Origin of the sequence: Pseudomonas sp. B6001 (assembly GCF_013386015.1) — a bacterium.
Taxonomy (GTDB): Bacteria; Pseudomonadota; Gammaproteobacteria; order Pseudomonadales; family Pseudomonadaceae; genus Aquipseudomonas.
Genome location: NZ_JACAOX010000005.1, coordinates 64,530 through 89,615 on the forward strand (window position 1 = coordinate 64,530; position 25,086 = coordinate 89,615).

Annotated in this window: 27 protein-coding genes; 12 read left to right on the top strand and 15 right to left on the bottom strand. The window is 61.7% G+C overall.

Translation table 11 applies throughout. From position 1 onward, the window contains the following. Window positions 1-1,038: an alpha/beta fold hydrolase gene (locus HX821_RS08370; RefSeq protein ID WP_177035585.1), complete on the top strand. Its 1,038-nt coding sequence runs from the start codon at window positions 1-3 to the stop codon at window positions 1,036-1,038. A 140-nt stretch (window positions 1,039-1,178) separates the two neighbouring features. On the opposite strand, the gene HX821_RS08375 is transcribed toward HX821_RS08370, so the two are convergent. Further along, entirely contained in the window at window positions 1,179-1,679 is a 501-nt protein-coding gene (locus HX821_RS08375; RefSeq protein ID WP_008436349.1) for an Lrp/AsnC family transcriptional regulator, read from the bottom strand. 118 nt (window positions 1,680-1,797) lie between these two features. Between HX821_RS08375 and HX821_RS08380 the strand changes: the two genes are divergently transcribed. The 4 genes from HX821_RS08380 to HX821_RS08395 all read left to right on the top strand — a co-directional run bounded on the left by HX821_RS08380 (window position 1,798) and on the right by HX821_RS08395 (window position 6,331). Beyond that, window positions 1,798-2,832: a histone deacetylase family protein gene (locus HX821_RS08380; RefSeq protein WP_102369196.1), complete on the top strand. Its 1,035-nt coding sequence runs from the start codon at window positions 1,798-1,800 to the stop codon at window positions 2,830-2,832. A gap of 77 nt (window positions 2,833-2,909) precedes the next feature. Beyond that, window positions 2,910-4,319: an amino acid permease gene (locus tag HX821_RS08385; protein ID WP_177035586.1), complete on the top strand. Its 1,410-nt coding sequence runs from the start codon at window positions 2,910-2,912 to the stop codon at window positions 4,317-4,319. Between the two features lie 204 nt (window positions 4,320-4,523). Continuing rightward, the gene (locus HX821_RS08390) at window positions 4,524-5,933 is read left to right on the top strand and encodes an OprD family outer membrane porin (protein WP_023658889.1); all 1,410 of its coding nucleotides are present in this window, start codon (window positions 4,524-4,526) and stop codon (window positions 5,931-5,933) included. Window positions 5,934-6,097: 164 nt separating this feature from the next. Continuing rightward, window positions 6,098-6,331 carry a molybdopterin-binding protein gene (locus tag HX821_RS08395; protein ID WP_008436351.1) on the top strand — a complete coding sequence of 78 codons (234 nt, stop codon included), beginning with the start codon at window positions 6,098-6,100 and terminating at the stop codon, window positions 6,329-6,331. On the opposite strand, the gene HX821_RS08400 is transcribed toward HX821_RS08395, so the two are convergent. From HX821_RS08400 to HX821_RS08410, 3 genes are all read right to left on the bottom strand, one after another. After that, a complete protein-coding gene (locus HX821_RS08400) occupies window positions 6,312-6,821 on the bottom strand; it encodes a cytochrome P460 family protein (RefSeq protein ID WP_177035587.1) in 510 nt (169 codons plus the stop codon). The two genes, HX821_RS08395 and HX821_RS08400, sit on opposite strands and share 20 nt — an antisense overlap. Next, window positions 6,821-7,861: an alpha/beta fold hydrolase gene (locus HX821_RS08405; RefSeq protein WP_003215199.1), complete on the bottom strand. Its 1,041-nt coding sequence runs from the start codon at window positions 7,859-7,861 to the stop codon at window positions 6,821-6,823. The genes HX821_RS08400 and HX821_RS08405 overlap by 1 nt, the downstream gene beginning before the upstream one ends. Window positions 7,862-7,994: 133 nt before the next feature. Then, a complete protein-coding gene (locus HX821_RS08410; protein ID WP_177035588.1) occupies window positions 7,995-8,522 on the bottom strand; it encodes a GNAT family N-acetyltransferase in 528 nt (175 codons plus the stop codon). A gap of 150 nt (window positions 8,523-8,672) precedes the next feature. Between HX821_RS08410 and HX821_RS08415 the strand changes: the two genes are divergently transcribed. Beyond that, window positions 8,673-9,800, top strand: a complete 1,128-nt coding sequence (locus HX821_RS08415) for a sensor domain-containing diguanylate cyclase (RefSeq protein WP_177035589.1) — start codon at window positions 8,673-8,675, stop codon at window positions 9,798-9,800. Between the two features lie 3 nt (window positions 9,801-9,803). Here HX821_RS08415 and HX821_RS08420 read toward each other — a convergent pair whose 3' ends face one another. From HX821_RS08420 to HX821_RS08450, 7 genes are all read right to left on the bottom strand, one after another. After that, the gene (locus HX821_RS08420; protein ID WP_177009438.1) at window positions 9,804-11,480 is read right to left on the bottom strand and encodes an ATP-binding protein; all 1,677 of its coding nucleotides are present in this window, start codon (window positions 11,478-11,480) and stop codon (window positions 9,804-9,806) included. Between the two features lie 140 nt (window positions 11,481-11,620). Then, the gene (locus tag HX821_RS08425; RefSeq protein ID WP_177029155.1) at window positions 11,621-12,040 is read right to left on the bottom strand and encodes an organic hydroperoxide resistance protein; all 420 of its coding nucleotides are present in this window, start codon (window positions 12,038-12,040) and stop codon (window positions 11,621-11,623) included. Between the two features lie 139 nt (window positions 12,041-12,179). Then, a complete protein-coding gene (locus HX821_RS08430; protein ID WP_177035590.1) occupies window positions 12,180-13,037 on the bottom strand; it encodes a CAP domain-containing protein in 858 nt (285 codons plus the stop codon). A gap of 81 nt (window positions 13,038-13,118) precedes the next feature. Beyond that, window positions 13,119-14,444, bottom strand: a complete 1,326-nt coding sequence (locus HX821_RS08435; RefSeq protein WP_087695066.1) for an MFS transporter — start codon at window positions 14,442-14,444, stop codon at window positions 13,119-13,121. 58 nt (window positions 14,445-14,502) lie between these two features. Further along, a complete protein-coding gene (gene lhgO / locus HX821_RS08440; RefSeq protein WP_177035591.1) occupies window positions 14,503-15,696 on the bottom strand; it encodes an L-2-hydroxyglutarate oxidase in 1,194 nt (397 codons plus the stop codon). Window positions 15,697-15,802: 106 nt separating this feature from the next. Further along, a complete protein-coding gene (locus HX821_RS08445; RefSeq protein ID WP_008436372.1) occupies window positions 15,803-16,513 on the bottom strand; it encodes a FadR/GntR family transcriptional regulator in 711 nt (236 codons plus the stop codon). Between the two features lie 46 nt (window positions 16,514-16,559). Beyond that, window positions 16,560-17,786 (bottom strand): MFS transporter, encoded by a 1,227-nt coding sequence (locus HX821_RS08450; RefSeq protein WP_177035592.1) that lies wholly within the window; start codon window positions 17,784-17,786, stop codon window positions 16,560-16,562. A gap of 111 nt (window positions 17,787-17,897) precedes the next feature. Here HX821_RS08450 and HX821_RS08455 point away from each other — a divergent pair, with 111 nt between their 5' ends. Continuing rightward, the gene (locus tag HX821_RS08455; protein ID WP_003215222.1) at window positions 17,898-18,788 is read left to right on the top strand and encodes a LysR family transcriptional regulator; all 891 of its coding nucleotides are present in this window, start codon (window positions 17,898-17,900) and stop codon (window positions 18,786-18,788) included. A gap of 100 nt (window positions 18,789-18,888) precedes the next feature. Beyond that, on the top strand, window positions 18,889-19,563 hold the full coding sequence (locus HX821_RS08460) for a GNAT family N-acetyltransferase (RefSeq protein ID WP_177019813.1): 675 nt from the start codon (window positions 18,889-18,891) through the stop codon (window positions 19,561-19,563). Here HX821_RS08460 and HX821_RS08465 read toward each other — a convergent pair. Beyond that, window positions 19,560-20,162 (bottom strand): TetR/AcrR family transcriptional regulator, encoded by a 603-nt coding sequence (locus HX821_RS08465; protein ID WP_032899501.1) that lies wholly within the window; start codon window positions 20,160-20,162, stop codon window positions 19,560-19,562. The two genes, HX821_RS08460 and HX821_RS08465, sit on opposite strands and share 4 nt — an antisense overlap. Window positions 20,163-20,254: 92 nt before the next feature. Between HX821_RS08465 and HX821_RS08470 the strand changes: the two genes are divergently transcribed. After that, the gene (locus HX821_RS08470) at window positions 20,255-20,860 is read left to right on the top strand and encodes an NAD(P)H-dependent oxidoreductase (RefSeq protein WP_177035593.1); all 606 of its coding nucleotides are present in this window, start codon (window positions 20,255-20,257) and stop codon (window positions 20,858-20,860) included. Here HX821_RS08470 and HX821_RS08475 read toward each other — a convergent pair. Further along, on the bottom strand, window positions 20,857-21,714 hold the full coding sequence (locus HX821_RS08475) for a LysR substrate-binding domain-containing protein (RefSeq protein ID WP_177009435.1): 858 nt from the start codon (window positions 21,712-21,714) through the stop codon (window positions 20,857-20,859). The two genes, HX821_RS08470 and HX821_RS08475, sit on opposite strands and share 4 nt — an antisense overlap. A gap of 107 nt (window positions 21,715-21,821) precedes the next feature. On the opposite strand from HX821_RS08475, the gene HX821_RS08480 reads away from it, so the two are divergent. The 3 genes from HX821_RS08480 (at window position 21,822) to HX821_RS08490 (ending at window position 22,851) form a co-directional block, all read left to right on the top strand. After that, on the top strand, window positions 21,822-22,100 hold the full coding sequence (locus HX821_RS08480) for a carboxymuconolactone decarboxylase family protein (RefSeq protein WP_087692706.1): 279 nt from the start codon (window positions 21,822-21,824) through the stop codon (window positions 22,098-22,100). 4 nt (window positions 22,101-22,104) lie between these two features. Next, window positions 22,105-22,479: a tautomerase family protein gene (locus HX821_RS08485; protein ID WP_008436392.1), complete on the top strand. Its 375-nt coding sequence runs from the start codon at window positions 22,105-22,107 to the stop codon at window positions 22,477-22,479. Between the two features lie 153 nt (window positions 22,480-22,632). Then, on the top strand, window positions 22,633-22,851 hold the full coding sequence (locus HX821_RS08490) for a hypothetical protein (protein WP_102605864.1): 219 nt from the start codon (window positions 22,633-22,635) through the stop codon (window positions 22,849-22,851). Between the two features lie 528 nt (window positions 22,852-23,379). On the opposite strand, the gene HX821_RS08495 is transcribed toward HX821_RS08490, so the two are convergent. Then, window positions 23,380-23,769 carry a hypothetical protein gene (locus tag HX821_RS08495; RefSeq protein WP_177035594.1) on the bottom strand — a complete coding sequence of 130 codons (390 nt, stop codon included), beginning with the start codon at window positions 23,767-23,769 and terminating at the stop codon, window positions 23,380-23,382. A gap of 32 nt (window positions 23,770-23,801) precedes the next feature. Next, window positions 23,802-25,058: a 3-phosphoshikimate 1-carboxyvinyltransferase gene (gene aroA / locus HX821_RS08500; protein ID WP_177035595.1), complete on the bottom strand. Its 1,257-nt coding sequence runs from the start codon at window positions 25,056-25,058 to the stop codon at window positions 23,802-23,804. Window positions 25,059-25,086: the final 28 nt, after the last annotated feature.

Genomic DNA, 25,086 nt, shown 5'->3' on the forward strand with positions numbered 1-25,086 from the left:
ATGAAAACGCTGTGTGCTGCGCTGTTGTTGACGGTTGTAACCGGTCTGGCCCAGGCCAATGAGGTTCGGATCGGCTTCCAGGAAATAGTGATTCCCGACGCGGAGCACGGCAGGCCGTTGCAGGTGGCGGTGTGGTACCCGACCCATGCTTCCGGCACACCAGAACTGATTGCTGACAATCCGGTGTTTGTCGGCGCGCCGGCCTTGAAGGACGCCGCACCGGCTGCCGGCGAGCATCCGTTGGTGGTGATCTCCCACGGCATCTTCGGCAACTGGATCAACCAGTCCTGGCTCGCCAGTGCGTTGGCCGGGCAGGGTTATATCGTCGCCTCGCCCAACCACCCCGGCACCACCAGCAAGGACCGCACACAGCCGGCCGCTTCCGAGCTGTGGAAACGGCCCCTCGATATCCATCGGGTGATTGATGCCGTGATTGCCCAGCCGAAACGCTTCGGCGCGGTGGCCCAGCGCAAGATCGCCGTCGTCGGGCACTCCCTCGGTGGCTGGACCGCACTCGAAGTCGGCGGTGCCCGCTTTGATCCGCAGCGCTTTACCGAGGACTGCAAGTTGCATCCGGAAATTGCCCCTTGCAAGGCCTACGAACAACTTGAGGTTGGTCGTACCGAGCAGGCGAGGCAGCGACTGGCCGGTGACTTGAGCGACCCGCGCGTGGCGGCCATTGTTTCCCTGGACCTGGGATTCGCCCGCGGCTTCAGCGATGCCAGCCTCGCGGTGCTGAACCGCCCCACGTTGGTGATTGCGGCGGGCACGCCATCGCCGGAATTGCCCGCCGCACTCGAGTCGGCCGACTTGGCCAAGCGCCTGCCGCAGAAGACTTCGCGCTACGTGGAAATCAGCGACGCCACGCACTTCAGCTTCCTGCCCATCTGCAAGCCGGGCGCGGTGGAGCGGATTGAACAGAGCGACCCCGGCGAAGGCTTCATTTGCCTGGATGCCAAGGGTGCTCGTCCCAAGCCGCAGATCCAGCAGCAGGTACTCAGCCTGATCAGCGAGTTCCTGCAGCAGTCCCTGCACTAGCCGTCAGATGTCTTCGGACAACACACAGCCTGTGGCGAGGGAGCTTGCTCCCGCTGGGGGTGCGAAGCGCCTCCAACGACAGGACCGCTACGCAGTCCAACGGGAGCTTGCTCCCTCGCCACAATAGTATTTGCATCGGATCACTTCCCCACCCGCCCCGGAATGGCCACCCGACTTGTCGCCTTCACCTCCCGCAACGCCAGGCTCGACTGAATCGACGCAATCCCCAACTGCCGCCGCAACACGCTCTCCACAAAATCGCTGTAGGCGTCCAGATCCTCCGCCAGCACCTGCAGCAGATAATCCGCATCCCCGGTGATCTTGTGGCAGGACTGCACCTGTGGCAGCTCCTTGATCACCGCCTCAAAGTCCTCTGGCGTATGGTCGGAATGCACGGCAAACCGCACATGCACAAACGCCATGATCTCCAGGCCCAGCATCTTGCGATCGAGGTTGGCCTGGTAGTCCTTGATCACGCCTTCTTCCTCCAGCCGCTTGCGCCGTCGCCAGCATGGAGTGAGGCTCAGTGACAGGCGCTCGCTGAGTTCGGCGTTGGAAATACTCGCGTCTTCCTGCAGCAAGGCGAGGATGGCGAGATCGGTGTCGTCGAGTGCGACCTGTCTGGTTTTATTTTTCTTCATAGCGGCTATTTGGGGTAAAAATTCCCGATTACGTTAGCATCGGCGCATGTAAAAGCAAAGAAAGCCCACCGCAGCCAGAACAAAATAATCACCTGTCTTTCACGGGTGGATGTCTTTCATGTTGACTGTTTTCAGCGACTCTCATCGTTTGCACCATGGCACCGAACTCAAGGATGGCGTGCTCAAGCCGTCCTTCGAACAACCCAGCCGCGCCGACACGGTGCGTGATCGGGTCAAGCACGTTGGGCTGGGCGATATCATCGTGCCGCGCACGTTCGACCGGGCCTGTTACGTCAATGCCCACAGCGAACGCTACGTGTCCTTCCTGGAAACCGCCTGGGCCGAATGGACGGCGATTGGCCGTGCCCATGACGCCTTGCCGCTGGTGTGGCCGGTGCGGGACCTGGCCAATGAGCAGGTGCCGGAATTCATCGACGGCAAGCTCGGGTTTTTCGCGATGGATGCCGGTTCACCGATCACCAGCACCACCTGGGAAGCGGTGAAGACCAGCGCCGATATCGCACTCACCGGCCTGGCATTGATTGATGAAGGCCACGACAGCGCCTTCGCCCTGTGCCGGCCACCGGGCCACCATGCGGCGCGGGAATACATGGGCGGTTATTGCTACCTGAATAACGCAGCCATTGCCGCGCAACAGGCGATCACCCAAGGCGCCAAACGGGTCGCGGTGCTGGACGTGGATTTCCATCACGGCAACGGCACGCAGAACATCTTCTACAACCGCAATGACGTGATGTTCGTCTCGCTGCATGGCGATCCGTCCGTGTCGTATCCCTACTATTCGGGCTTCAGTGCCGAGCGCGGTGCCGGGGCGGGCGAGGGGTTCAACCTGAACTACCCGCTGGCGAAAAACACTGGGTGGAGCACCTACAAAGAAGCGTTGCTCGACGCCTGCAATCAACTCAGAACGTTCTCGCCGCAAGTGCTGGTGATTTCCCTCGGCGTCGACACCTTCAAGGACGATCCCATCAGTCATTTCCTGCTGGAAAGCCGCGACTTCCTCGGCATCGGCGAGATCATCGCCAGCGTCGGCGTGCCCACGCTGTTTGTGATGGAAGGCGGCTACATGGTCGATGAAATCGGCATCAACGCGGTCAACGTGCTGCACGGTTTCGAGAACAAACACGCCTGACCCCGATGCCATTCCAACAATAAACAACGCCTGACTTTTTTCTGCCAAAACTCAAAAACATAACAAGAGGTTTTGTGATGAAAACAACCGTGCCCGGGCTGATTGAAAAGCCCGCTTTGCAACGCACCCTCAACAACCGCCATATCCAACTGATGGCCATGGGCGGTGCGATCGGCACCGGCCTGTTCATGGGGTCGGGCAAGATCATCGCGCTGTCCGGCACCTCGATCATCCTGATCTACATGATCATCGGGCTGTTTGTGTATTTCGTGATGCGCGCCATGGGTGAGCTGCTGCTGTCCAACCTGAACTTCAAGAGCTTCGCCGACTTTGCCGGTGCCTACCTGGGGCCGCGTGCGGCGTTTTTTCTTGGCTGGTCGTACTGGCTGAGCTGGAGCGTGGCGGTGGTGGGGGATGCGGTGGTGGTCGGGGGCTTTTTCCAGTACTGGTTCCCGCACGTGCCGGCTTGGATACCGGCGATTGCAATGCTGCTGACCCTGTTTGCCTTGAATGTGCTGACGGTGCGGCTGTTCGGCGAGGTGGAGTTCTGGTTTGCGATCATCAAGATCATCGCCGTGGTGACCCTGATCAGTGTGAGCGTGGTGTTGATTGCCAGCTCGTTTGTGTCGCCCACCGGCGTCACGGCTTCCCTGAATCATTTGCTGGATAAACAGGCGGCGTTTCCCAATGGCGTGTTCGGCTTCTTTGCCGGGTTCCAGATGGCGATCTTCTCGTTTGCCGGTACCGAGTTGATCGGCACGGCGGCGGCCGAAACCCGTTCGCCGGAGAAGACACTGCCCAAGGCAATCAACTCGATTCCGCTGCGGATCATCCTGTTCTACGTGCTGGCCTTGGCCTGCATCATTGCGGTGACATCCTGGGAGCAGGTGTCCCCCAGCAAGAGCCCCTTTGTCGAGCTGTTCCTGGTAGCCGGCTTTCCCGCCGCCGCCGGGATTGTGAATTTCGTGGTACTGACCTCAGCGGCTTCTTCGGCCAACAGCGGGGTGTTTTCGGCGAGTCGCATGTTGTTCGGCCTGGCGGACCTGGGAGACGCACCCGGGATATTCCGACGACTGTCGAAAAACAGCGTGCCGTTTATCAGCCTGGCGTTTACCACCTTCCTGATGCTGCTGGGCTTGTTGCTGCTGTTTATAGTCCCGGAAGTGATGACGGCCTTTACCATCGTCTCCACTGTTTCGGCGATCCTGGTGATCTTTACCTGGTCGACCATCCTGGCGTCCTACATCGCCTATCGGAAAAAGTGCCCTGAGCTACATGAAAAATCCCTCTACAAAATGCCCGGTGGCGTGCCGTTGGCGTGGGTTTCACTTGGCTTCCTGGCGTTCGTACTTTGCCTGCTGGCACTTCGCCCAGATACCCGCCTGGCCCTTTGCGTGATGCCTGCATGGTTTATGTGGCTGGCGGTTGCCTACCATTTCTCGCATTTTCGCCACCGACTCCTGCCTGATCAGCGCACGGTGCAGTAGCGGTTGTCGTACAACCGCAGGCCATTCAACCCTCGAAAAAGGCCGGCTTGTACGGCCTTTTCATGACGGTTTTTTCATCGGTACATGACAAAAATTTCACATTCTGCGCCATCGGCCCCATGCCACAATCCGCAGCGTTTGCAGGGCCGCAACGGTATTCGCTCGAAGGACAGTAAAAAAATAATGTTCACAGGGGCGCAGTAAATGAAACTCTCTACATTAGCGTTGGCCATCACGGCGGCTGTCCTTGCACAACACGCCAGCGCAGACGGCTTTGGTCTTGGCTCACTTGGCACGGGTGACGGCCATAGCGGCTTCCTCGAAGACAGTCATTCTTCGATCAGTTCGCGCACCATGTACTACAACGCCGACGTTCACTCCGGCACGGCGAACGACCTGCGGGAAGCGGCTCAAGTACTGCGTTTCGACTATAAATCCGGTTACACCCAGGGCACCGTCGGCGTAGGTTTCGACGTGATGGCTTTCGGCGCGTTGCGCCTGGACGGTGGCGATGGCCACGCAGCGGGCAATGGCCTGTCGGGTAACGGCAACAGCTTCTTCCCGGTGAAGAACAACGGCACCGAGCCTGCTGACAGCTTCGGTCGCGCAGCCGGCAACGTTAAATTCCGTATTTCCCAGACTGAATTGCACGTGGGCGGTGGTTTGGCGCCGATCCTGCCGATCCTGGTGTCCAACGACAGCCGTGCCGCGCCGCAGACCTTTGACGGCGGCATCCTGACCTCCAAGGACATTCCCAACGTCACCTTCACCGGCGGCGAGCTGAACAAGGCTGAAGGTCGTGCATCGAGCAACTCCACGGGCTTGAGCGTGGCCGGTGCCACTCGCGACAGCGACAGCTTCCGTTTCGGTGGTGTCGACTACCAGCCGTTTGGTTCTTCTGACAACGTCATCGCTAAAAACCTGACGTTGCAGTACTACTACGCCAACCTGGAAGACTTCTACAAACAGAACTATTTCGGCCTGGTCCACGTATTGCCGTTGGGCAATGACCAGTCGTTCAAGACCGACCTGCGTTATTTCGACAGCACCAGCGACGGCAAAAACGGTTCGGCCGGCTATGCGTTCAACAACAACGGCGGCTATGCCAAGCACGCCGGTGAAGTCGACAACAAAACCTACAGTGCTGCCTTCACCTATCAGTTGGGCGGCAGCCAGTTGATGCTCGGCCATATCGGCGTGAGTGATGACGGTGGCTTCGTCTGGGTCAACCAGGGCAGCATCGCCGATCCAACCGCCCAAGGCGCGGCCGGCTCCGACTTCTACCTGTTCACCGACGCGGTGGTTGGCCAGTTCTCCCGTGCGGGCGAGCAGGTCAATTTCGGTCAGTACCTGTATGACTTCAGAACCCTGGTGCCGGGCCTGAAAGCCTCGATTGCCTACCTCAACGGCAGCGACATCAAGGCCAAGGTTGCCGGTGGCAGCGATCAGTCGGAACGCGAAACCGATTTCCGTCTTGATTACGTCGTGCAGGAAGGCCCGCTGAAAGGCTTCGGTACTACGTTCCGTACCGGCAGCTACCACGGCCATAACACCGGCACCGCCGACCAGGATCAGACTCGCCTGATCTTCAACTACACCTACGCGCTGTTTTAATCAGTCGTCGGTAACTGCTCCAGATGAAGGCCGCCCATTGGGCGGCCTTCTTTATTGGCGTGGGGTTCCAGCCAGAGCAGGGCGCTACAGTTGTTTTTACACAACGCAACGTTTAACCATGCGCGGCAATTCCCAACCTACAGGTCAAGACAAGAACCGTTTCCATGAAAGTCAGTGCACGCAACGTATTCAAAGGCCAGGTCAGCCAGGTCCAGCACGGCGCGGTCAATGCCGAAGTGGTGTTGACCCTGCCCGGCGGCGAGCAGTTGGCGGGCGGTTCGAAGGTGTTTTCCATCGTGACCCGCGACGCGGTGGCCGAGTTGGGCCTGAAGCCGGGCGTGAGCGCCACGGCGTTTGTTGTTGAAAAGGGCTATTGCGCTAAGGCGCCAGCCGGGTGAACACATAATCGTGGTTCTTCACCAGCGCCTGATGGCAGGCAAAGCACGTCTCATGCTGCGCCTGGTCCACCGGCTTGCCATTGATGAACCGTCCAAAGCCCCAGCCTCCGGTCGCTGCGTATTTCTTCGAGTCCTTGACCATGAACTGCACTGTGGTCGCCGCGCCGGGAATCGACGCGGTCTTGAACTCGGGCGATTGCACGTGCTTCCAGGCCAGTTTCGCCAGCACAGTGCCGTCGGGGAAGGGCAGCGTGCCTTCGCGGTACGCCTTGAGCGCCACTTTATTGCCCAGCACCACCCGCAGTTCATTCAGCGGGTCGGCTTCCTGTGCCGGCGCGATCAGCTCCCATTGGCGGTAGCCGTCGGGAATGGTCACGCCGTAGATCGGCGAAGGCTCGCTGGTAGCCGGGCCGCCAAAGGCGAACCCGGTAGCGGTGGCCACCACGGCAGCTGTTGCAGCGGCGAGTGCAGCAAGATGCAGGCGCTTCATCACAGGTGGTCCGCATCGATCACAGCCTTGGCAAAGGCTTGCGGTGCTTCTTGCGGCAGGTTGTGGCCGATGCCGCCGCTGATCAGCCGGTATTCGTACTTGCCGGTAAAGCGTTTGGCATAGTCCTCTGCGGCCGGGTGCGGCGCGCCGTTGGCGTCGCCTTCCATGGTGATGGTGGGCACGTTGATGGACGGGGCGGTGGCGAGTTTCTGCTCCAGCGCAGCGTATTTTTTCTCTCCCTGCACCAGCCCCAGGCGCCAGCGATAGTTGAAGATCGATACGGCGACGTGGTCGGGGTTGTCCAGGCCTTTGGCGCTGCGGTCGAAGGTGGCGTCGTCGAATGCCCATTTTGGCGAGGCGATCTGCCAGATCAACTTGGCGAAGTCGTGGGTGTTTTTCGCATAGCCGGCGGCGCCGCGATCGGTGGCGAAGTAGAACTGGTACCACCATTGCAACTCGGCCTTGGGCGGCAATGGGTTCTTGCCCGCGGCCTGGTTGCCGATCAGGTAGCCGCTGACCGATACCAGCGCCTTGACCCGCTCAGGCCACAACGCCGAGACGATGTCGGCGGTGCGCGCCCCCCAGTCATAGCCGCCGAGCACGGCCTGCTTGATCTTCAGCGCGTCCATGAAGTCGATCAGGTCGACGGCGAGGGCGGCCGGCTGGCCGTTGCGCAGGGTCTTTGCCGACAGGAAATGGGTATCGCCATAGCCGCGGGCGTAAGGCACCAGCACCCGGTAGCCCTGGGCAGCCAGCAGCGGCGCTACCTCGGAGTAGCTGTCAATGTCGTAGGGCCAGCCATGCAGCAGGATCACCACCGGGCCATCGGCCGGGCCGACTTCGGCGTAGGCCACATCCAGCAAGCCGGCTTTCACATGCTTCAACGGGCCGAGCGCGCTGTGGGCAGTTGCGCTGGCAGCCGCCGGTGCTTGCGCGTCCTGTGCACTGGCGACGCCGAGGGCACCGAACTGCAACAGCGCAAAGGCCAGCAGCGACGCGCCCATCAGGCGGCGGGGTGGGGTGTTCAACTGTGTGTGCATGGTGAGTCTCCGGCGGCGGGTGGTGTGCCTGGCTCACAGTTGAACGTAGTTGTGTATCCCGTCTGTTTCGAGAAAGCGGTTGGGTTAAAGGTTTTGTATCGCAGCGGTGTTTGGACACACTGCGATACAAAGGTCAGAGGGCCCGCCGGGCCACATACACCAGGCTCGGCGCCTGACCGGGTACATCGTCCAGCTCATCGATGTACTGCATGCCGATTTTCTCCAGCACCTTGATCGATGCTGTATGCGCCGGACGCACCACGCCGTACACCTGCGGCTGGTCCAGCTCGACAAAGGCAAACTGCAACGCCGCCCTGGCAATCTCGGTTGCAAAGCCCTGGCCCCAGGCGCTGACCGCAAAGCGGTAGCCCAGGTTGATCCGCTCAACGTCGTTGTAGGGGTACAAGGTGATGCCACCAAAGCCGATCACGCAGTCCGGCGCCTCTTGTGTGGCAATCGCCCATTGGCCAAAACCATGTTCTGTCCAGTGCAGCAGCCAGCGAGCCAGGGCGGCCTCGGCTTGGCCCAGATCGGTAAAGGGGCCTGCCGGGTTGTAGCGGTTGGTCTCGGGATCGCCATAAATGGCAAATACACTGGCCACATCGTCGGCCGCTGCGGGCCTGAGAATCAGGCGTTCGGTGGTTATCGGGTGGGTATTCATGGGTGGACTCTGATCCTTGGAGCGAGCGAGAAGGTGTTCACCTATATTTATCCTGCTTTCGGCGCTCTAGCACGCTTGATTCAGTTGTTAGGGCTACTGGCAGGATGCCACAATGGCACTTTGTCGCGGCAGTAAGATCAGGCGGACCAAATGAATGGCCTTGGGCGTGGGCAGGATCAGGATTGCTTCATCGAGGAGCAGGTACGAACAGATCGATTGCACCAGCTGTTTCGCCAGTCATTCTCTGCAGTGTTCGGCAGTTATATGGCGGCCGCCATGCTGTGCTGGCTGTGCTGGGAACGTTTTGATCACCGGGTAATGCTGGTCTGGCTGGTGGTATTGGCGGGGACGTCGTTGCTGCGGGTGTGGATGTTCATGGACTGGTTTCGCTGCCCCAACAGTGAACGCACCCCCGCGCGCTGGGAGCGGCGCTATTGGGTAACGTTGATGTTGTCGGCCGGGGTCTGGGGCATCGGCGCATTCGTCCTGATGCCCACCGACGACCGCCTGTCCCAGGCCCTGGTGATGTTGTTCACCGTGGGCATGTCGGTCAGCGCAGTCTCGTGTTATTCGGCCTATCGCTACATGACCCTGGTCTCCATGGGCCTGGTACTGCTGCCGTGCACCCTGTGGCTGCTGTTTCAACCGTCGTCGATGCAAGTCGGCATGGCCCTGGCGGTGCTGGTGTTCTCTTCGTTTGTCGGTGGCGCCACGCGCAAGCTGTCGGATGCCCTGGAAAAAGCCTTTCGCCTGACCCGGCAAATGGAACGAGCCCACAACATCTCCGCCCGCGCCGCGCAAACCGACGAACTCACCGGCCTGATGAACCGCCGGGCGTTTTTCGAGCATGCACAGTTGCTCTACGAACAGTGCCGGCATAACCAGCAGCCGTTGTGCGCGCTGATGATGGACATGGACCACTTCAAGGACATCAATGACACCTACGGGCACCAGGCCGGGGACCAGGTGCTGCGCCAGATCGGCGGGGTGATCAGCGCGTCGTTTCGCCAGGCCGATGTGTACGGGCGGCTGGGGGGCGAGGAGTTTGCGGTGTTGCTGCCGGATACGTCGCTGGAGACCGGGCGGGACATCGCCGAGCAGTTGATCAAGGCCATTGCCGGGCTGACCAGCGAGCCGGTCAAGGGGTTGACCGCCAGCCTCGGCGTGGCCTGGGCCCGCGCGGTGGACCAGGACCTGCACGGCCTGATGAACACCGCAGACAAGGCGCTGTACCGCGCCAAGGCCCTCGGGCGTAACCAGGTGGCCGTCGCGGAATAGGCCTCAGCCCTTGAGCAGCGCCTTGGCCAGCACCTGTGACACCTGGTCGGCCGAGTAGGGCTTGGGCAGGAACACCAGGCCTTCATAGCCGCTTTCCGCCAGCTCCTCGCTGTAGCCCGAGGTCAGTACCACCGGCAGGCCGGGCCGGCGCCGTCGCAGTTCCCTGGCCAGGGCCACCCCGGTGATGCCGGGCATCACCACATCGGAAAACACCGCATCGAACCCCAACGCGTCTGCGCCGGCCAGTTCCAGCGCCTGTTCGGCATTGGTTGCCCAGGTGGTCTGGTAGCCGAGGTCCTGGAGGATCTGATTGGCAAAGCGGCCCACTTCCAGGTTGTCTTCCACCACCAGGATATGGCGCTGGGCGCATTCGGTGATCAGCCCGCAGGTGTCCGGGGTGTCACGTTGGAAGCTCTCTTCAGGTACCACTTGCGGCAAGTACAGGGTAAACACCGTGCCCTGGCCGACCTGGCTGGCCACATCGACGTTGCCGCCCGATTGCTTGGCGAAGCCGAACACCTGGGACAGTCCCAGGCCGGTGCCCTTGCCGACTTCCTTGGTGGTGAAGAAGGGTTCGAAGATGCGCTCGAACGTCTCCCCGGGAATCCCGCTGCCGGTGTCGGTGAGTGAAATGGCGATGAACGCCTGGCGTGAACCGGCGTCACCACGGATGCTCGGCAGTGCTTGATCGGCGTCCAATCGCAGGGTCAAGCTGCCCTGGCCGTTCATCGCGTCCCGGGCGTTGAGGGCGATGTTGATCAGGGCGGTTTCAAACTGGCTGGAGTCGGCGCGGATGTAGCACGGCTGCCCGGGCAGTTCGACGTGCACATGAATCCGCGCGCCAGTCACCGTCTCAAGCATCTCGCCGATGTTTTTCACCCGCAGGCCTGCATCGAACACTTCCGGGTTCAGCGGCTGGCGCCGGGCAAATGCGAGCAACTGGCTGGTCAATTTGCCGGCCCGGTCCACGGTGTCGGTGACCGCGCTCATGTAGCGCTGGCGACGCTCTTCGGACAGGCTCGGCATCCGCAGGAAGTCGACGGATGAGCGAATGATGGTCAGCAGGTTGTTGAAGTCGTGGGCCACGCCACCGGTCAACTGGCCGATGGCTTCGAGCTTTTGCGATTGACGCAAGGCGGCTTCGGTCTGGGTCAGCAGGGTGGTCCTTTCGGTGACGCGCTGCTCCAGACTTGCATTCAGCTCGGCCAGGCGCTGGGACAAAACCACGGTGGCGGTGGTTTCGGTCACGGTGTCGAGCATGCCGACCACCTTGCCCTGTACGTCGCGGATCGGGCTGTAGCAGAAGGTGAAGTACGCCTGCTCCGGCGCGCCGCCGCGTTCGATCGTCAGCGGGAAGTTTTCGATAAAGGTGGCTTCACCTGCGAAGGCGGCATCCGCGATCGGACTGATCTGGGGCCAGGCTTCCTGCCAGATCTCGTTGAATGGCCGCCCGAGGGCATCAGGCTTGTCGCCGAGAATCGGGATAAACCCGTCGTTGTAAAGCGTGATCAGCGCAGGCCCCCAGACGATCGCCTGGGGGAAACTGGAGGCAAGGCACAGGGCGACGGTGGTCTTCAGTACGTCCGGCCAGTGTTCCAAAGGCCCCAATGGCGTATTGGCCCAGTTGTGATGCCGGACCCGTTCGGCCATTTCGCCGCCGCCTTGCAGCCAGTTTGTCATTCGGTGAACGCCTTCTTGCCACGGTTCGCTGAGGTAGGGATGCCAAGCTACAGACATCCCGGGACTCAGCCAGTTCAGCGGGATTATCCACTAGATGGCACTTTAGTGTCTCGGCCGGATAATGCTTCGCTGAGCTCCCTTCAGGCCACCGTAATCGTTACCGCGATATTGCCGCGGGTGGCCTTGGAATACGGGCACGTCTGGTGGGCACGGTCCACCAGTGCCTGCGCCGCCGAGTGTTCGATACCCGGCAGGCTGACCCGCAGGCGCGCTTGCAGGTAATAGCCTTCTTCCGGGCTGTTCACCAGGTCCACTTCGGCACTCACTGCCGTGTCGGCGGGCAGGCGGATGTGAAGGGTTTGTGCGGCTTTGCCCATTGCGCCGATAAAGCAGGCGGACCAGCCGGCACCAAACAGTTGCTCGGGGTTGGTGCCGGGCGCCTTGGAGCCGGGCGGCGACAGCTTGATGTCCAGGTGCAGGTCATCGCTGTGGGACGCGCCTTCACGCCCGCCGGTGGTGTGGGTTCTGCCGGTGTAGAGCACGGTGCTGTTCTGGGACATGACGGTTTCCTCGCAAGTGGCCCGGGGTGGGCCGGTGTGCACAGGAAACCGCGCCGGCGTATCCGCAATGTGTCATCGCCGGGGCCCTGCACCTCGCAGTGTGTCGCCTCGCCGGGAAGATACGTTGGGATACAAACCGTTATTGCTGCTGCACGCCAAACAAACCGGTCCAGTAGATGCCGGCATCACTTTTCGGGTCCATGGCGTAGGCGGCGCCCATTTCGCGGAACTGCGGGTTCATCAGGTTGGCACAGTGCCCGGGGCTGGCCAGCCAGCCGTCGACCACCTTGCGTGGGGTGTCCATGCCGGCGGCGATGTTCTCGCCGATCTGCTGGCCGATGTAGCCTGCCAGTTCAGCCCGGTCACCCGGGGTGCGGCCATCGTGGTCCAGGTGATCGAAGAAGTTGCCGTTGGCCATGTTGCGCGCGTGGCCGGCGGCGGCGTTGGCGAGTGCTTCGTTCCAGCTCAGGGGTGTGGTGGCGGCAAAGGCCTGGCCGCCACATTGGCGTGGTTGCTGGCGGGCGGTGTTGATCAGGTCGAGCACCTTCTTGCCTTCGGTCTGGGTCTCGCCCAGGCCGCTGGTCAGCAGCGGGCGGGCCAGCACGATGCGCCAGTCCTGGCCGCGGTTGCTCACGCCGATATCAATGAACTGCGGGTCGAGCACCACCCGGCAAAAACTTTCGCGCACGGCTTTCATCGCGGCTTCGGCGTTCCTGGGCCCGGACAGGCTGATGGCCTGGACGTTGACCATCGGGTACGCCGCCCGCGCCAGCGCCTGCTGCAAGTCGCCGACACTGTTGACCGGCAACACCAGCCGCGTGTCGCTGGCCAGCGGTGGCAATTCCTGGGAACCCTGGTTGCCGCAGCGCTGGACCTGGCTGCGGTATTGATTGATCGAGTCGACCAACAGGCTTTCTTCACCCGCCTGCGCCTGGGCGGTAAACACCAGACTGGCGGCCAGCGTCGTAAGACCCATCATCAATGACAGAACGCGCATGGACGTTTCCCTTGAGCTTGAAAGTGCCCATGATGCGCGATGAAGGGGCATCCATGCACCCGTTGGTCCGAACTTTTTGCCTCAGTTCTTGAATGCCGAGTGTTTACGGCCCTGATCGCACAAGGCGAACACCACCACCAGCAGGGACGAGATCGCGAGGATTATCACAACGCCATCAGTGGAGTGAGTGGCCGACGCCGCCACCATCGACAACGCCCCTAATGGCGCCAGGCCACCTGCGATCGCGGTGCCGATTTCCCGCCCGGTGCCAAAGCCCGAGGAGCGGGTCTGGGTCGGGAACTGGCGGCTCAGGAACGAACCCTGCGGCGCAAACATCATCGGCGCGAGGATGCCGGTGCCCACGCCAATGGCGACGTAGATCATCAGGCTTTCACCGGTATTGAGCAGCGCAAGGAACGGGTAGGCAAACAGCAGCGACAGCAGGCCGCCGAGCATCAGCACGGTCTTGCTGCTCCACTTGTCGCACAACCAGCCGAAGCATGGCACGGCGACGATGGCGATCAGGCTGGCAATGGTCACCGACAGCGACGTGACGTGCACATCGACACCCTTGAACTGGGTGAGGTAAGCCAGGGAAAAGGTCTTGAAGATGTAGCTCAACGCGTTGTAGCCAATCGCCACGAAGAACACCACGGCCAGGCCCTTGAGGTCGTTCTTGAACAGCGCCTTGAGCGGCGACGCCTTGGCCTTTGCGGTTTCCTTGCTCAGTTCCTTGAATTCCGGGGTTTCCGGGATGCTGTTGCGCACCCACAGGCCCACACCCACCAGCGCGATGCTGCAAATGAACGGAATTCGCCAGCCGCCGGCCAGCAGGAATTCATTGCCGTTGATGGTCAGCAGGTACACGGTCAGCGAAGACAGCAGCAAGCCCAGGTTCAGCCCGAGCGCCGGCCATGCACCCTGGCTGCCGCGCTTGCCTTGCGAGGCGTGCTCGTAGGAGGTGACCGCCGCGCCGGACAATTCGGCACCGGCCCCCAGGCCCTGGATAATGCGGATAAACACCAGCACGATCGGCGCCCAGATGCCGATGGAGGCGTAGCTGGGGATCAGCCCGATCAACGTGGTGCACACGCCCATCATGCAGAAGGTCAGCACCAGCACTTGTTTACGCCCGAACTTGTCGCCCAGGTAGCCAAACAGAATGCCGCCGAACGGGCGCGCGATGAAGCCGATGGCAAAGGTGGAAAACGCCATCAGCGTAGCGGCTTTCGGGTCGCTGTTATCGAAGAAAATCTTCGAGAACACAATCGCCGCCATGGTGGCGTACAGGTAAAAATCATACCACTCCAGCATCGAACCGAAGATCGTCGCGGCCGCGACTTTGCGCAGGCGTTTCCTGGTTTGCTCGGGGGTTTCAACGTCCGGGGTGCGGGCTGTAGCCGTCATTCTGTACTTCCTTATGAGTCATTATATTTATTGTCAAAGTGAGGCGTGGTGCGGTGCGTCAGTGGGGCTTGAACATGCGGTCGGCGATCATTGCGCCGATAGGAATCGCGGAGGTGGCAGCGGGTGAGGGCGCATTGCACACGTGGAGCATTCGCGGGGTCTGGGCGAACAGGAAGTCGTGCACCAGGGTGCCGTCGCGCATCACGGCCTGGGCGCGGATGCCGGCTTCATAAGGCAGCAGGTCTTCGATGTTGAGCGATGGGCAGTACTTGCGGCACTGCTCCAGGTAGCCGGACTTGAACAGCGAGTTCTTCATCTCGACGCTGCCCGAACCGAGGTTCTGCCAGATGGTTTTCCAGAAGCCCGGGAAGCTCGCGTACTGCGCCACGTCGCGCCAGTTCACCGAGAATTTGCGGTAGTTCTCGCGACCCAGGCCGAGTACTGCATTCGGGCCAACGGTGACGCTGCCGTCGATCATGCGGGTCAGGTGCACGCCGAGGAAGGGCAGCTCCGGGTCGGGAATCGGGTAGATCAGGTGGTTGACGATGGTGTTCTTCGATTCCGGCAAGCGGAAGTATTCGCCACGGAACGGGATGATCTGGTGGTCGATCTTGACGCCGGCCATCACGGCCAGGCGGTCCGATTGCAAACCTGCACACACCACCAGATGCCTGGCCTGCCAGCTTTCGCCCCGGGTGCTGACGGTGACTTTGTCGGTGTCCTCGACGATCGCAGTGACGGTGCGTTCCAGGCAGATTTCCCCGCCGGCGCGACGAATCACCCGGGCCATGGTTTCGCAGACTTCGCGGTAATCGACAATGCCGGTGGCGTCGAGAAACAGCCCGCCCAGCCCGACGATGTTCGGTTCGCGCTGGCGCAACTGGTCGGCGTCCAGGCGTTCGACTTTCATGCCGTTGAGCTGCGAGCGGGCGTACAGCGCTTCCATCCGTTGTACTTCCAGATCAGTCGAGGCCACCAGCAACTTGCCGCACACCTCGAACTTGATCCCGTGCTCGGTGCAGAACTGCTTCGTGGCTTCGGCGCCGCGTTTGCACAAGTCGGCCTTGAGGCTGCCCGGCGCGTAGTAGATGCCGGCATGGATCACGCCGCTGTTATGGCCGGTCTGGTGCTTGGCCAGCAGGCTTTCCTTCTCCAGGATCACCAGCGAGGCGGTGGGCTGGCGCTTGAGCAACTCCATCGCGGTGGCCAAACCGACGATGCCGCCGCCGATGATGCAAAAGTCGTAAATCATTGTTTTGGGTACCTACGCATTTCAGTCTGCTTATCAGGTTGTCAGACTAATGGTTTTGTTAAAAAAACAGCGCGCCATCGGCACGCTTTAAACGGGTTCGGATCGGTCAATTGATAGCGGGCAGTTCCAGATGCAGGCGCCTTGCTGCGGCGCGCAAGTGAGCCTCGGCACAGGCGGCAGCACCTTGGGCATCACCGTCGACGATGGCCTGGTAGAGCGCGGTGTGTTCCTGGGTGGCATCGGCCGAGCCGCTGACAAAGCGGGTGGCGGAGTTTTCCCAGGCGGTCTTGCGGGCGCTGGCCAGTTGGCTTCTGAGGAAGTCATGGAAGGCCACGAAATAGTCGTTCTTGCTGGCCTCGGCGATGGCGCGGTGGAATTCCACATCGGCCAGGGCGGCGGCGTCGAAGTCGGCGCGTTTGTCGTGCATTTCCTGCAGGGCGGTCTTCATGCGCTGCAGGTCCGCGGCGTCGCGGCGTTGGGCAGCAATCGAGGCGGCCTGGGTTTCGATCCACAGGCGTACTTCGAACATTTGCGCCAGGTCCGGGCGGCGACCGTTTTTTTCCGGGAAGCGGAACACGGTGCCGGCCGGGGTTTGCGAGATAAATGAGCCCAGGCCACGCCGCGCAGTCAGTACGCCGTCGGCCTTGAGCTGGGCAATCGCTTCGCGCACCACCGAACGGCTGACATTGAGTTGTTCAGCCAGTTGCTGTTCGGTGGGCAGGCGCGCTTCGGGCGCCAGTTGGCCGGAATCGATTTCTGCACGAATGGCGCTGACAACGCGCATAACGAGCGAATCAGGGCGCTGGAGCTCAAGCATGGGAAAACCTTGGTAATCAGGTTGTCAGACAATAGTCGTTACGATTTTATCTTGTCAAGACAGGTGTGGTGCCGAGGCGGGTGCGCAGGGCCAGGAAAAGACCTGCACCAATCAGTGCCAATGCCACGCCGAACGTGGCTTGCATCCCACTTCCCACGTCGGCGGGAGTGGCTGTGGCGAGGTCACCTGAAACCTGCGAAAACACTGCGCCCAAGGCCGAAGCCCCGGCGATCAGGCCCAGATTGCGCGACAGATTAAGCAAGCCGGCGATCACGCCACGGCGGTCTGCCAGTACGTCGCTCATCACGGCGGTGTTGTTGGCGGCCTGAAACTGGGCGTAGCCGAGGGTGAGGATGATCAGCGGGGCGATGTACCCGGCAACCCCAAGGTTCAGCGGCGCCAGGGAGAGCAGCAGGCAGCCCGCCAGCATCGCCATCAGCCCGGCGATGGTCATCGGGCCGCAGCCGAAACGGTCGGTCAAGCGTCCCGCAGGGATGCCCGTCAATGCCGAAACGCAGGGCCCGACTGCCATTGTCAGGCCCATCCAGGCAGGGTCGAGGCCTGCACCGTGGGTCAGGTAGAAGGGCCCGACCACCAAGGTCGCCATCATCACCGCCGATACCAGCGCGCTCATGGCCAGGCCAGCGCTTAGCGTTGAATCCCGTAAAGTCGACAAGAAACTGAACCCGGATTGCGCGGGCTGTAGCCCATGGCGGTCGACGCGCAGATAGCGCCGGGCGAGGGCAAATGTCAGCAAACCCAGCGGCACGGTGATGAAAAACAGCGCGCGCCAGCCAAACCCCGCGATCAACACCCCGCCAAGGCTTGGCCCCAGCGCGGTACCCATGGCCGACATCGTGCCCAGCAACCCCATGGCGCGGCCGGTGCGTTCCTTGGTCACGGTGCCGCCCACCAGCGCCATGGTCATCGCCATCATGATCGCCGCGCCCAGGCCTTGCAGGGCGCGGGCCGCAATCAACAGCCCGAGGGACGGAGCCATGCCGCACAGGGCCGAGGCAACGGTGAAGAGCAATAACCCGGCCAAGAGCAGGCGGCTGCGGCCCATCAGGTCGCCCAGTCGCCCGACGCTGACGATCACCGCAGTAATCGCCAGCAAGTAGGCGAGCACCACCCACTGCGCCGCCTGGAACGATGCATCAAACGCCTGCACCAGGCTCGGCAGGCCGACGTTGGCGATGCTGGTGCCCAAGGACGCCAGCAACATGGACAGTGACAGGGCGACGAGAGCGCCACGGGGTGCAGGTGATTTCATCAAGAGGCTCCTGGGTTTGACCGCTGTCAGAAATCTACGCCGTCACCTAACATGGCGGAAGGCGCAGCATTTGCATTTTATACGTGCGCCAAACGCCCTATGAGGTTTGCCGTGTCGACACCTGATTTCAATCTGCTGGTCACCCTGGATGTGTTGCTCGCCGAAGGCAGCGTCGCCCGTGCCGCTCAACGCTTGCGCCTGAGCCCGTCGGCGATGAGCCGGGCGCTGGCGCGACTGCGGGAAACCACCGGCGATCCGTTATTGGTCCGTGCCGGCCGCGGCCTGGTACCCACGCCGCGCGCTCTGGCGTTGCGCGAACAGGTCAGCCAGTTGGTGCAGGACGCCGAAGCGGTGTTGCGACCCGCTGCGACGCTGGATGTGAGCCAACTGGTACGCACCTTCACCTTGCGCACCAGCGACGGATTTGTTGAAAACTTCGGCCCGGCGCTGTTGACGCGGATCGCCCGGGAAGCGCCTGGCGTGCGGTTGCGCTTCGTGCACAAGCCGGACAAAGGCAGCACGCCGCTGCGCGATGGCAGTGTCGACCTGGAAACCGGCGTGGTCGACAGCAGCGCCAGCCCCGAGGTGCTGACCCAGGCGCTGTTCCGCGACCGGTTTATCGGCGTGGTGCGCAAGGGCCATCCGCTCAGCCAGGGCGAAGTCACGCCGCAGCGCTTCGCCGAAGGCCAGCACATCTACGTGTCCCGGCGTGGCCGTGATCAAGGCCAGATCCATCAAGCCCTTGAAGCGCTCGGGCTGACCCGGGACGTGGTGACCATCGTCGCCGGCTTCTCGACCGCCCTGGCCCTGGCCCGCAGCACCGACCTGATCGCCAGCGTGCCGGAGCGGCATACCGCCAACCTGCACAGCGACCTCTACCGCTTTGCGCTGCCGTTCGTGTTCCCGGACTTCACCGTATCGATGCTCTGGCACCCGCGCCTGGACGCCGACCTGGCCCATCGCTGGCTGCGCGGTTGCCTGCGGGAGGTATGTGCGCAATGAGCCGAGCAGCTCCCTCGCCACAATGGGTTCTTGCGGGTCCACGGCGGCCCTTCAGCAGGTACAATCCGCCGGGCCTTGAAATGAAACACCAGGAATTCAAATGTTCAGCCTTACCCATTACGAAACCCCATGCCCCGAGCCGATCAACGCGCAGATCCTGCAGATGGTGGTCGACTACCTGACGGACATCAGCATGGTCGCCATCCCGCCAAGCAACCTGCTGTACAACGTCTACCAGTACGCCATCGGCTACGAGGTGCACCTGTACCTGGAAGCGCTGGACGGGTCCAAGGGCATTGCGGTGGAATTGATCGTCGCGCTGGACGCGCAGGAGCAGGTGATCGGCTTCCTGCTGTACCTGCCGGTGAAGGACGATCCCGAGGCGTGCGGCGTGGCTTACATGGCGGTGCACGCCAGCCATCGGCGCAAAGGCGTGGCGCGGGCGATGATGCAGGACATGCTGGCCCGCTACCCCCATGCCGAACTGACCTGCGCAGTGGAGAAGGTCCCGGCGTTCGAGTCCATGGGCTTTCAACTGCGCGGTGTGCGCGGTACCCAGGTGTTGATGAACACCCGCGACTACAGCACTGACGGCTTGATGGGGTTGCTGGATGTGGCGTCGATCTACAGCTCGCTGGAGGTGCGGCAGATCCACACCTACCTCCTGCAAAAGCACGGCAAGCGGGCGATGGTCGATGCCGAAAAACAGCGTGATCGTCACTTCGACCAGATGACCCACAAGGCTCGGATGTTCGTGCATGCAAGGCTGGGCTAACGCGCTCCTCGACTCACCATCGACTTGATGCTCGCAAACAGCTCCTCTTGCGCCTCCAGCGGGCTGATCTCCCCGCTGGCCGCAGCATGGGACAAGGCGTCCGCCGCGCCCAGCATTGCGCGTAAACCGGGCTGGCCAATCACACCGTCCACGGCAAAGGGGGCGAGGGCATCGCGACACTTGCCAAGGAAAATCACGTCGTACTCGCGTTTGATGGTTTCCAGTTCCGGGCTGCCGGCCAGGGCCGCAATCACTCCCGGAATTTCCCGCCCCTGCAACAACACACAGTCGACATAGCACGAGGCAATCACCCGGGCGCGATCATCCAGGGTGGGTTCGCTGGCCTCGATTGCAGCGGCAAATACCTGGTTCTGCCGCGCGTCGAAATCTTCATACAGCGCGGCCAGCAGCCCCGCGCGATCGCCGAAATGATCATACACAACCGGCTTTGTAACGCCGGCCAACTCGGCCAGATGCCCGAGGGTCAGCGCGTCGGTGCCTTCTTCGCGCACCAGTTGCCAGGCCACGTCGAGCAACTGGCGCAACCGGTCATCCCGGGACAGGCGACGGCGAGGGGCAGGGGATTGATCGCTTGACATGCTTATATACCAAAAGTAACTTACCAACGGTAACTTAGCTCAAGCCTACTCAATTTGCCTGCTCATCGCCACCCCCCGAAGGAGTCATTGCCATGCACGCGCTGATCGTCGCTGCCCATCACGACCCACAATCCCTCACCCACAGCCTCGCCAAACAGGCCGCTGCCGGCATCACAGACGCAGGGCACACCTTCGAGATCGCCGACCTCGCCGCCGAAGGTTTCGACCCACGCTACAACGCCGCCGACCATAAAGTGCACCGCACCCGCGCCACGCCGCCGGCCGACGTACTGGCCGAACAGGCCCGACTCGACCGCGCCGATGCCTTGGTGCTGGTGTTCCCGATCTTCTGGTGGTCGATGCCGGCCTTGCTCAAGGGCTGGATCGACCGGGTATTCGTCAACGGGTGGGCGATCGACTACAGCCTTGAGACGAAGGTGGTGAAAAAACTCGGCCACTTGCAGGTGCACTTACTGGGCGTTGGCGGGGCGGACGAAGGGGTGTTTGAACGCCACGGCTATGCTGACGCCATGCGCACGCAAATCGACCATGGGATCTTTGATTACTGCGGTGCGAAAGTGCTGACATCCGAGCTGCTGCTGGACTCGGAAAGCGGCGCTGCCGAACAGCATCTGGAGACGGCGGCGAAGTTGGGGCGACAACTGTTCGTCACCCTGCAACCCTGCGAAACCGCCTAAACCAGGCTGCTCTGTATGAGCGCTGCCAGCTGTGCGACCGCAGCGCCTGGCGCTGGATGGCTGCAATGCAATTCATAGCCAAGGGACGGCACCGGCGGCAGACCGTCGAGTACACGCAGGTGCGCAGGCAAACCGATACGGGTGCGCAAGGTCACACCCAACCCGGCATCGACCGCCGCCCAGATCCCACCCACGCTGGGGCTGGTCAAGGCAATGCGCCAGGCAATGCCGGCGCGGTCCAGGGCTTCGGTCGCGGCGCTGCGCAATACGCAGGGTGCCTCGAACATCACCAGCGGCAGCGGTGCGTCCTCGGCGCGCGGTAGTTGGGGTTTGTCCCGGGGCCCGATCCAGTGCATGGGGGTTTGCCCCAGGCGGGTGCGGCAGGACGATGTCTGACCGGTTTCCCAGGTCAGCGCCAGGTCCAGGCTCGCGCTGTCGATCAGGGTCAACAGCTCGGCATTGCGGCCTATCCGCACTTCAAGGCTGATCATCGGATAAAGCCTGGCGAAGCGCCGCAGGATGTCACTGAGCACATGCTCGCCGAAATCCTCCTGTAAACCGAGGCGCAAAGTGCCTGCGGTTTGGGTTTCGTTAAGGCTGCTGAAGACAGTGTCATTGAGGTCCAGCAACCGCCTGGCGTGGCCGAGCAGCGCTTCACCCACCGGCGTCAGCACCAGCCCGCGCCCGGATTTGCTCAGCACCGGCGTGCCGACCTGTTCTTCGAGTTTCTTTAATTGCGCGCTGACGGCTGAAGTCGAACGGCCCAGGCGATCCGCCGCCTTGGCAAAGCTGTTCAGCTCGACGCCGGTGACGAAGGTGCGCAGTACATCAAGGTCGAAGGTGGGGCGGCGCATTGAATGGTCCATTAAAACGGGATGGTGGATGCTATTAAATCTGATATTCGGAATGATCCTGGCTTGCTAGTTTTTGCCCGTCAACTGAATTGTCGGAGCGAGCGTCCATGAGCAACAAATTTACCGAGCTGACCCGCGACGTGCTGTTCGCCGATATCTGGGAGCGCGAGGGCCTGTCGCCCAGGGAGCGCAGCCTGATCACCGTGGCGGCACTGGTGGCGATGTACCGTCTGGAGCAATTACCGTTTCACTTGCAGCGGGCGGTTGGCAATGGCTTGAGCGTCGAGGAACTGGGTGAAGTCATCACTCACCTGGCGTTTTACTCCGGCTGGCCGACAGCGGCGTCGGCGCTGAACCTGTTGGCAGCCATCCGTCTTGCGGAGTAACCCCATGCCTTACGCTCGAATCTCCCTGCACCGCGGGAAATCCCCTGAATATCTGCAAGCGCTTTCACAGGGATTGCATGACGCCCTGGTTGAGAGCTTCAAGATTCCTGACGCGGATCGCTTCCACGTGATCCACCAGCACGAAATTGGCGAGATGATCATCGACCCCAACTATTTGGGCGGCCCGCGCAGCCACGACTATGTACTTATCGCGATCACGGGCGGTAAACCTCGTGATACCGAGACCAAACGGCGGTTTTACCAGGTGTTGGTGGAGCGGCTGGAGGCTGCGATTGGGCTGAGCCCTGAGGATGTGATGGTAGTGATTACGACGACGGCGGCGGATGAGTGGTCGTTTGCGGGGGGAAGAGGGAATTAGTAGCACGGGCGTACTTTTCCAATTGGAATGATTGCCCACAAGGTATGGAGAGGTGATCGGGAAATGTCAGTCTGGAAAGGAGGACCTTTCTGACAACCTTTCAGGCGGCTCAGTCTTACTCTTTGCGCTCTCGTGGAATCCAGGAGTAAAGGAATGACTTCCAGCGTCTTGAAGGACGGTTTTCCAGCTGCCTATCGCACCACCCGCGAACGGATCGAAGGCAGTATCGACCTCGGCCGGTTGTTTGCCGCGATCGATGCTGACTCGGCGATTGCGGGGGCAGGAGTGGGTGCAACCATGAGTGTCATAGGCAGCGGCGTCTCCGGGAATATCCGGACACTGGCCATCGGCCTATATGAAGAGTTTGAATAATGGAACTGAGAAATTCCCCTAGAGCTTTTATGGCTCACTATTTTCCGGTTTTCGTCTGTGCTTTTATGTTTGCGCTTTTTGCTCTTGCGGTAGCGGGGTCGTCGATGGGTAGTACCTACATGCGAGGCGTGCCTGCTTATCGTAGTTACACGGGGCTGGATGTGGGCATCGCTTCCATTATCTTGTCAGCGGGCAACTTTCTTATCCTCCGAGGTCGCGACTGGGGCGTCTGGATACTGGCAGGCAGTTGTGTGATGAGCTTTTTCATTGTGCTGTTCACCTACAGCTATCAGCCCCATCCTTTTATCTACACAACGGGGCTGCTGTTCCCGCTGCTAAGCCTCTACCTGCTCAATACCCACCGCCACCGCCAAATGCGCGCAGAACTCGTCCTGCTTCGTCATGAACGCAAGCGCTACAAAGCCGGCTTTCGGCCCCCGCGTACTCAGGAGATGGCCCAGGCTCGCCTCGAATACAAAACGGCCCGCAGGCTCAAGCGAGAAAATCGCCGCAAATGGAAGGCGGCCCTCAGCCCTCGCGAAACAAGTCATGAGCATCCAGCAACCGATACGCAATCTCCGGCCGCTTCTCCATGCCCTTGCGAATCGCCGCCGGAATCGACTGCCGGGTCTTGCGACACAACCCCGGCAAGTCATCGATAACGATCTGAATCCCGCGCATCGTCTTCACTTCCGTATGACCCGGCGCGATATGCACGCGAATGCCCAGTTGCTGGTACATCAGCTGTTGCATGCGCTCAAGGTCGGGCAGGCTTTGCAGGTTTTCGAGGCGTTCGAGCAGGCGTTTTTCTTCCTGGCGCGTCAGGTGCAGGATGCGTGCATCGGCGCCGGGAAGGTCGAGCAGTTGCTCACGATTGCAGTCGCAGACGCCGGGTGGGCAGGGTTGGCGAATCGTCATGCAGTCTCCCTCCCGTTACCGGCGCCGGCGGCTTACCAGGTCAGATGGACCCCAAGGCTTTCCAGCTCTTTCCAGTACTCGGGATAGGTCTTGGCGACGCAGTCCGGGTCCTGAATCCTGATCCCCGAGACCTTCAAGCCCGCCAAGGCAAAGCACATCGCGATGCGGTGGTCGGCGTGGGTGTCGATCAGCGCGTTGCACGTGGTGCCCGCCAGGGCCGGATCGCTGGCCACCAGCAAATCATCACCTTCAATGGTCGCCAGGCCTGGGCGGATTTCATTCAGACCGTCATGCAGGGCCTGCACCCGGTCACATTCCTTGACCCGCAGGTTGGCCAGTTCGGTGAAGCGTACCGGCGTGTTGTTGAACGCGGCCAGTACGGCGAGGGTTGGAATGGCATCCTGCATCTGCGAGCCAATGACCACCGGCTGCATCTGCGGAAATTGCGCGATCACTGCCTGGGCCTTGGCGTCGGGCTGGGTGAAATCCTGTGGGGCGACACCGAGGTCGATGCGGCCACCGGTCAGCACTTCGGCAGCCCACAGATAGGTGGCGGCGGAAGCGTCAGGCTCGATCAGGTAGTCGTGTGCGGTGTAGCCGGTCGGGGCCACGCGCCAGGTGCTTTCATCGACGATGTCCACCTGGGCACCGAAGGCGCGCATGCAGTCCAGGGTCAGGTCGACATAGCCACGGGCGCCGATGTCCTTGCCGGTCAGCGCTACTTCAATCGGCGCTTCGCCGCACGCCGCCAGCATCAGCAGCGCCGACACGTACTGGCTCGACAGGCCGCCGTCGATCTCGAAACGCTTGGCTTGCACGCGGCCAGTGCCATGGACGGTCACGGGGGGGCAACCGGTAGGGCTGTCGACCTGGATGCCATTCTGGCCGAGGGTCGCCAGCAGCGGGCCGATCGGGCGTTTTTGCATGTAGGCGTCGCCGTCCAGCACCACGGTGCCTTGTACAGTGGCCACGGCAGCGGTGAGGAAGCGCATCGCCGTGCCGGCGTTGCCGAGAAACAACGGCTGCGCCGGCAATTGCAGCTTGCCCAGGCTGGTGACGACGAACGTGGTGTCGTCCGGTTCATCGATCACCACGCCCATCTGCCGCAGGGCCACCGACATGTGGCGAGTGTCATCGCTTTTCAGCGCGCCGCTCAAGCGACTGGTGCCCTTGGCCAGGGCCGCCAGCAGCAAGGCACGGTTGGTAATGGATTTGGAGCCGGGGGGCGCTACCTTGCCGTTCAATGGAAAGTTGGGCGGTGTAACGGTCACGGTTTTCTGCGAACTCAAGGTACAAGGCTCCTGCTTCAAGGCGGGT

Excerpts from the sequence above, each read along its gene's own strand:
- HX821_RS08470 (WP_177035593.1), top strand. The coding sequence starts at position 20,255 with ATGCACGCGCTGATCGTCGCTGCCCATCACGACCCACAATCCCTCACC.
- HX821_RS08405 (WP_003215199.1), bottom strand. The coding sequence starts at position 7,861 with ATGCACACACAGTTGAACACCCCACCCCGCCGCCTGATGGGCGCGTCG.
- HX821_RS08390 (WP_023658889.1), top strand. The coding sequence starts at position 4,524 with ATGAAACTCTCTACATTAGCGTTGGCCATCACGGCGGCTGTCCTTGCA.
- HX821_RS08380 (WP_102369196.1), top strand. The coding sequence starts at position 1,798 with ATGTTGACTGTTTTCAGCGACTCTCATCGTTTGCACCATGGCACCGAA.
- HX821_RS08385 (WP_177035586.1), top strand. The coding sequence starts at position 2,910 with ATGAAAACAACCGTGCCCGGGCTGATTGAAAAGCCCGCTTTGCAACGC.
- HX821_RS08450 (WP_177035592.1), bottom strand. The coding sequence starts at position 17,786 with ATGAAATCACCTGCACCCCGTGGCGCTCTCGTCGCCCTGTCACTGTCC.
- HX821_RS08430 (WP_177035590.1), bottom strand. The coding sequence starts at position 13,037 with ATGCGCGTTCTGTCATTGATGATGGGTCTTACGACGCTGGCCGCCAGT.
- HX821_RS08495 (WP_177035594.1), bottom strand. The coding sequence starts at position 23,769 with ATGACGATTCGCCAACCCTGCCCACCCGGCGTCTGCGACTGCAATCGT.
- HX821_RS08425 (WP_177029155.1), bottom strand. The coding sequence starts at position 12,040 with ATGTCCCAGAACAGCACCGTGCTCTACACCGGCAGAACCCACACCACC.
- HX821_RS08420 (WP_177009438.1), bottom strand. The coding sequence starts at position 11,480 with ATGACAAACTGGCTGCAAGGCGGCGGCGAAATGGCCGAACGGGTCCGG.
- lhgO (WP_177035591.1), bottom strand. The coding sequence starts at position 15,696 with ATGATTTACGACTTTTGCATCATCGGCGGCGGCATCGTCGGTTTGGCC.
- HX821_RS08490 (WP_102605864.1), top strand. The coding sequence starts at position 22,633 with ATGACTTCCAGCGTCTTGAAGGACGGTTTTCCAGCTGCCTATCGCACC.
- HX821_RS08465 (WP_032899501.1), bottom strand. The coding sequence starts at position 20,162 with ATGTCAAGCGATCAATCCCCTGCCCCTCGCCGTCGCCTGTCCCGGGAT.
- HX821_RS08445 (WP_008436372.1), bottom strand. The coding sequence starts at position 16,513 with ATGCTTGAGCTCCAGCGCCCTGATTCGCTCGTTATGCGCGTTGTCAGC.
- HX821_RS08480 (WP_087692706.1), top strand. The coding sequence starts at position 21,822 with ATGAGCAACAAATTTACCGAGCTGACCCGCGACGTGCTGTTCGCCGAT.
- HX821_RS08460 (WP_177019813.1), top strand. The coding sequence starts at position 18,889 with ATGTTCAGCCTTACCCATTACGAAACCCCATGCCCCGAGCCGATCAAC.
- HX821_RS08485 (WP_008436392.1), top strand. The coding sequence starts at position 22,105 with ATGCCTTACGCTCGAATCTCCCTGCACCGCGGGAAATCCCCTGAATAT.
- HX821_RS08435 (WP_087695066.1), bottom strand. The coding sequence starts at position 14,444 with ATGACGGCTACAGCCCGCACCCCGGACGTTGAAACCCCCGAGCAAACC.
- HX821_RS08400 (WP_177035587.1), bottom strand. The coding sequence starts at position 6,821 with ATGAAGCGCCTGCATCTTGCTGCACTCGCCGCTGCAACAGCTGCCGTG.
- HX821_RS08415 (WP_177035589.1), top strand. The coding sequence starts at position 8,673 with ATGAATGGCCTTGGGCGTGGGCAGGATCAGGATTGCTTCATCGAGGAG.
- HX821_RS08410 (WP_177035588.1), bottom strand. The coding sequence starts at position 8,522 with ATGAATACCCACCCGATAACCACCGAACGCCTGATTCTCAGGCCCGCA.
- HX821_RS08475 (WP_177009435.1), bottom strand. The coding sequence starts at position 21,714 with ATGCGCCGCCCCACCTTCGACCTTGATGTACTGCGCACCTTCGTCACC.
- HX821_RS08370 (WP_177035585.1), top strand. The coding sequence starts at position 1 with ATGAAAACGCTGTGTGCTGCGCTGTTGTTGACGGTTGTAACCGGTCTG.
- HX821_RS08395 (WP_008436351.1), top strand. The coding sequence starts at position 6,098 with ATGAAAGTCAGTGCACGCAACGTATTCAAAGGCCAGGTCAGCCAGGTC.
- HX821_RS08375 (WP_008436349.1), bottom strand. The coding sequence starts at position 1,679 with ATGAAGAAAAATAAAACCAGACAGGTCGCACTCGACGACACCGATCTC.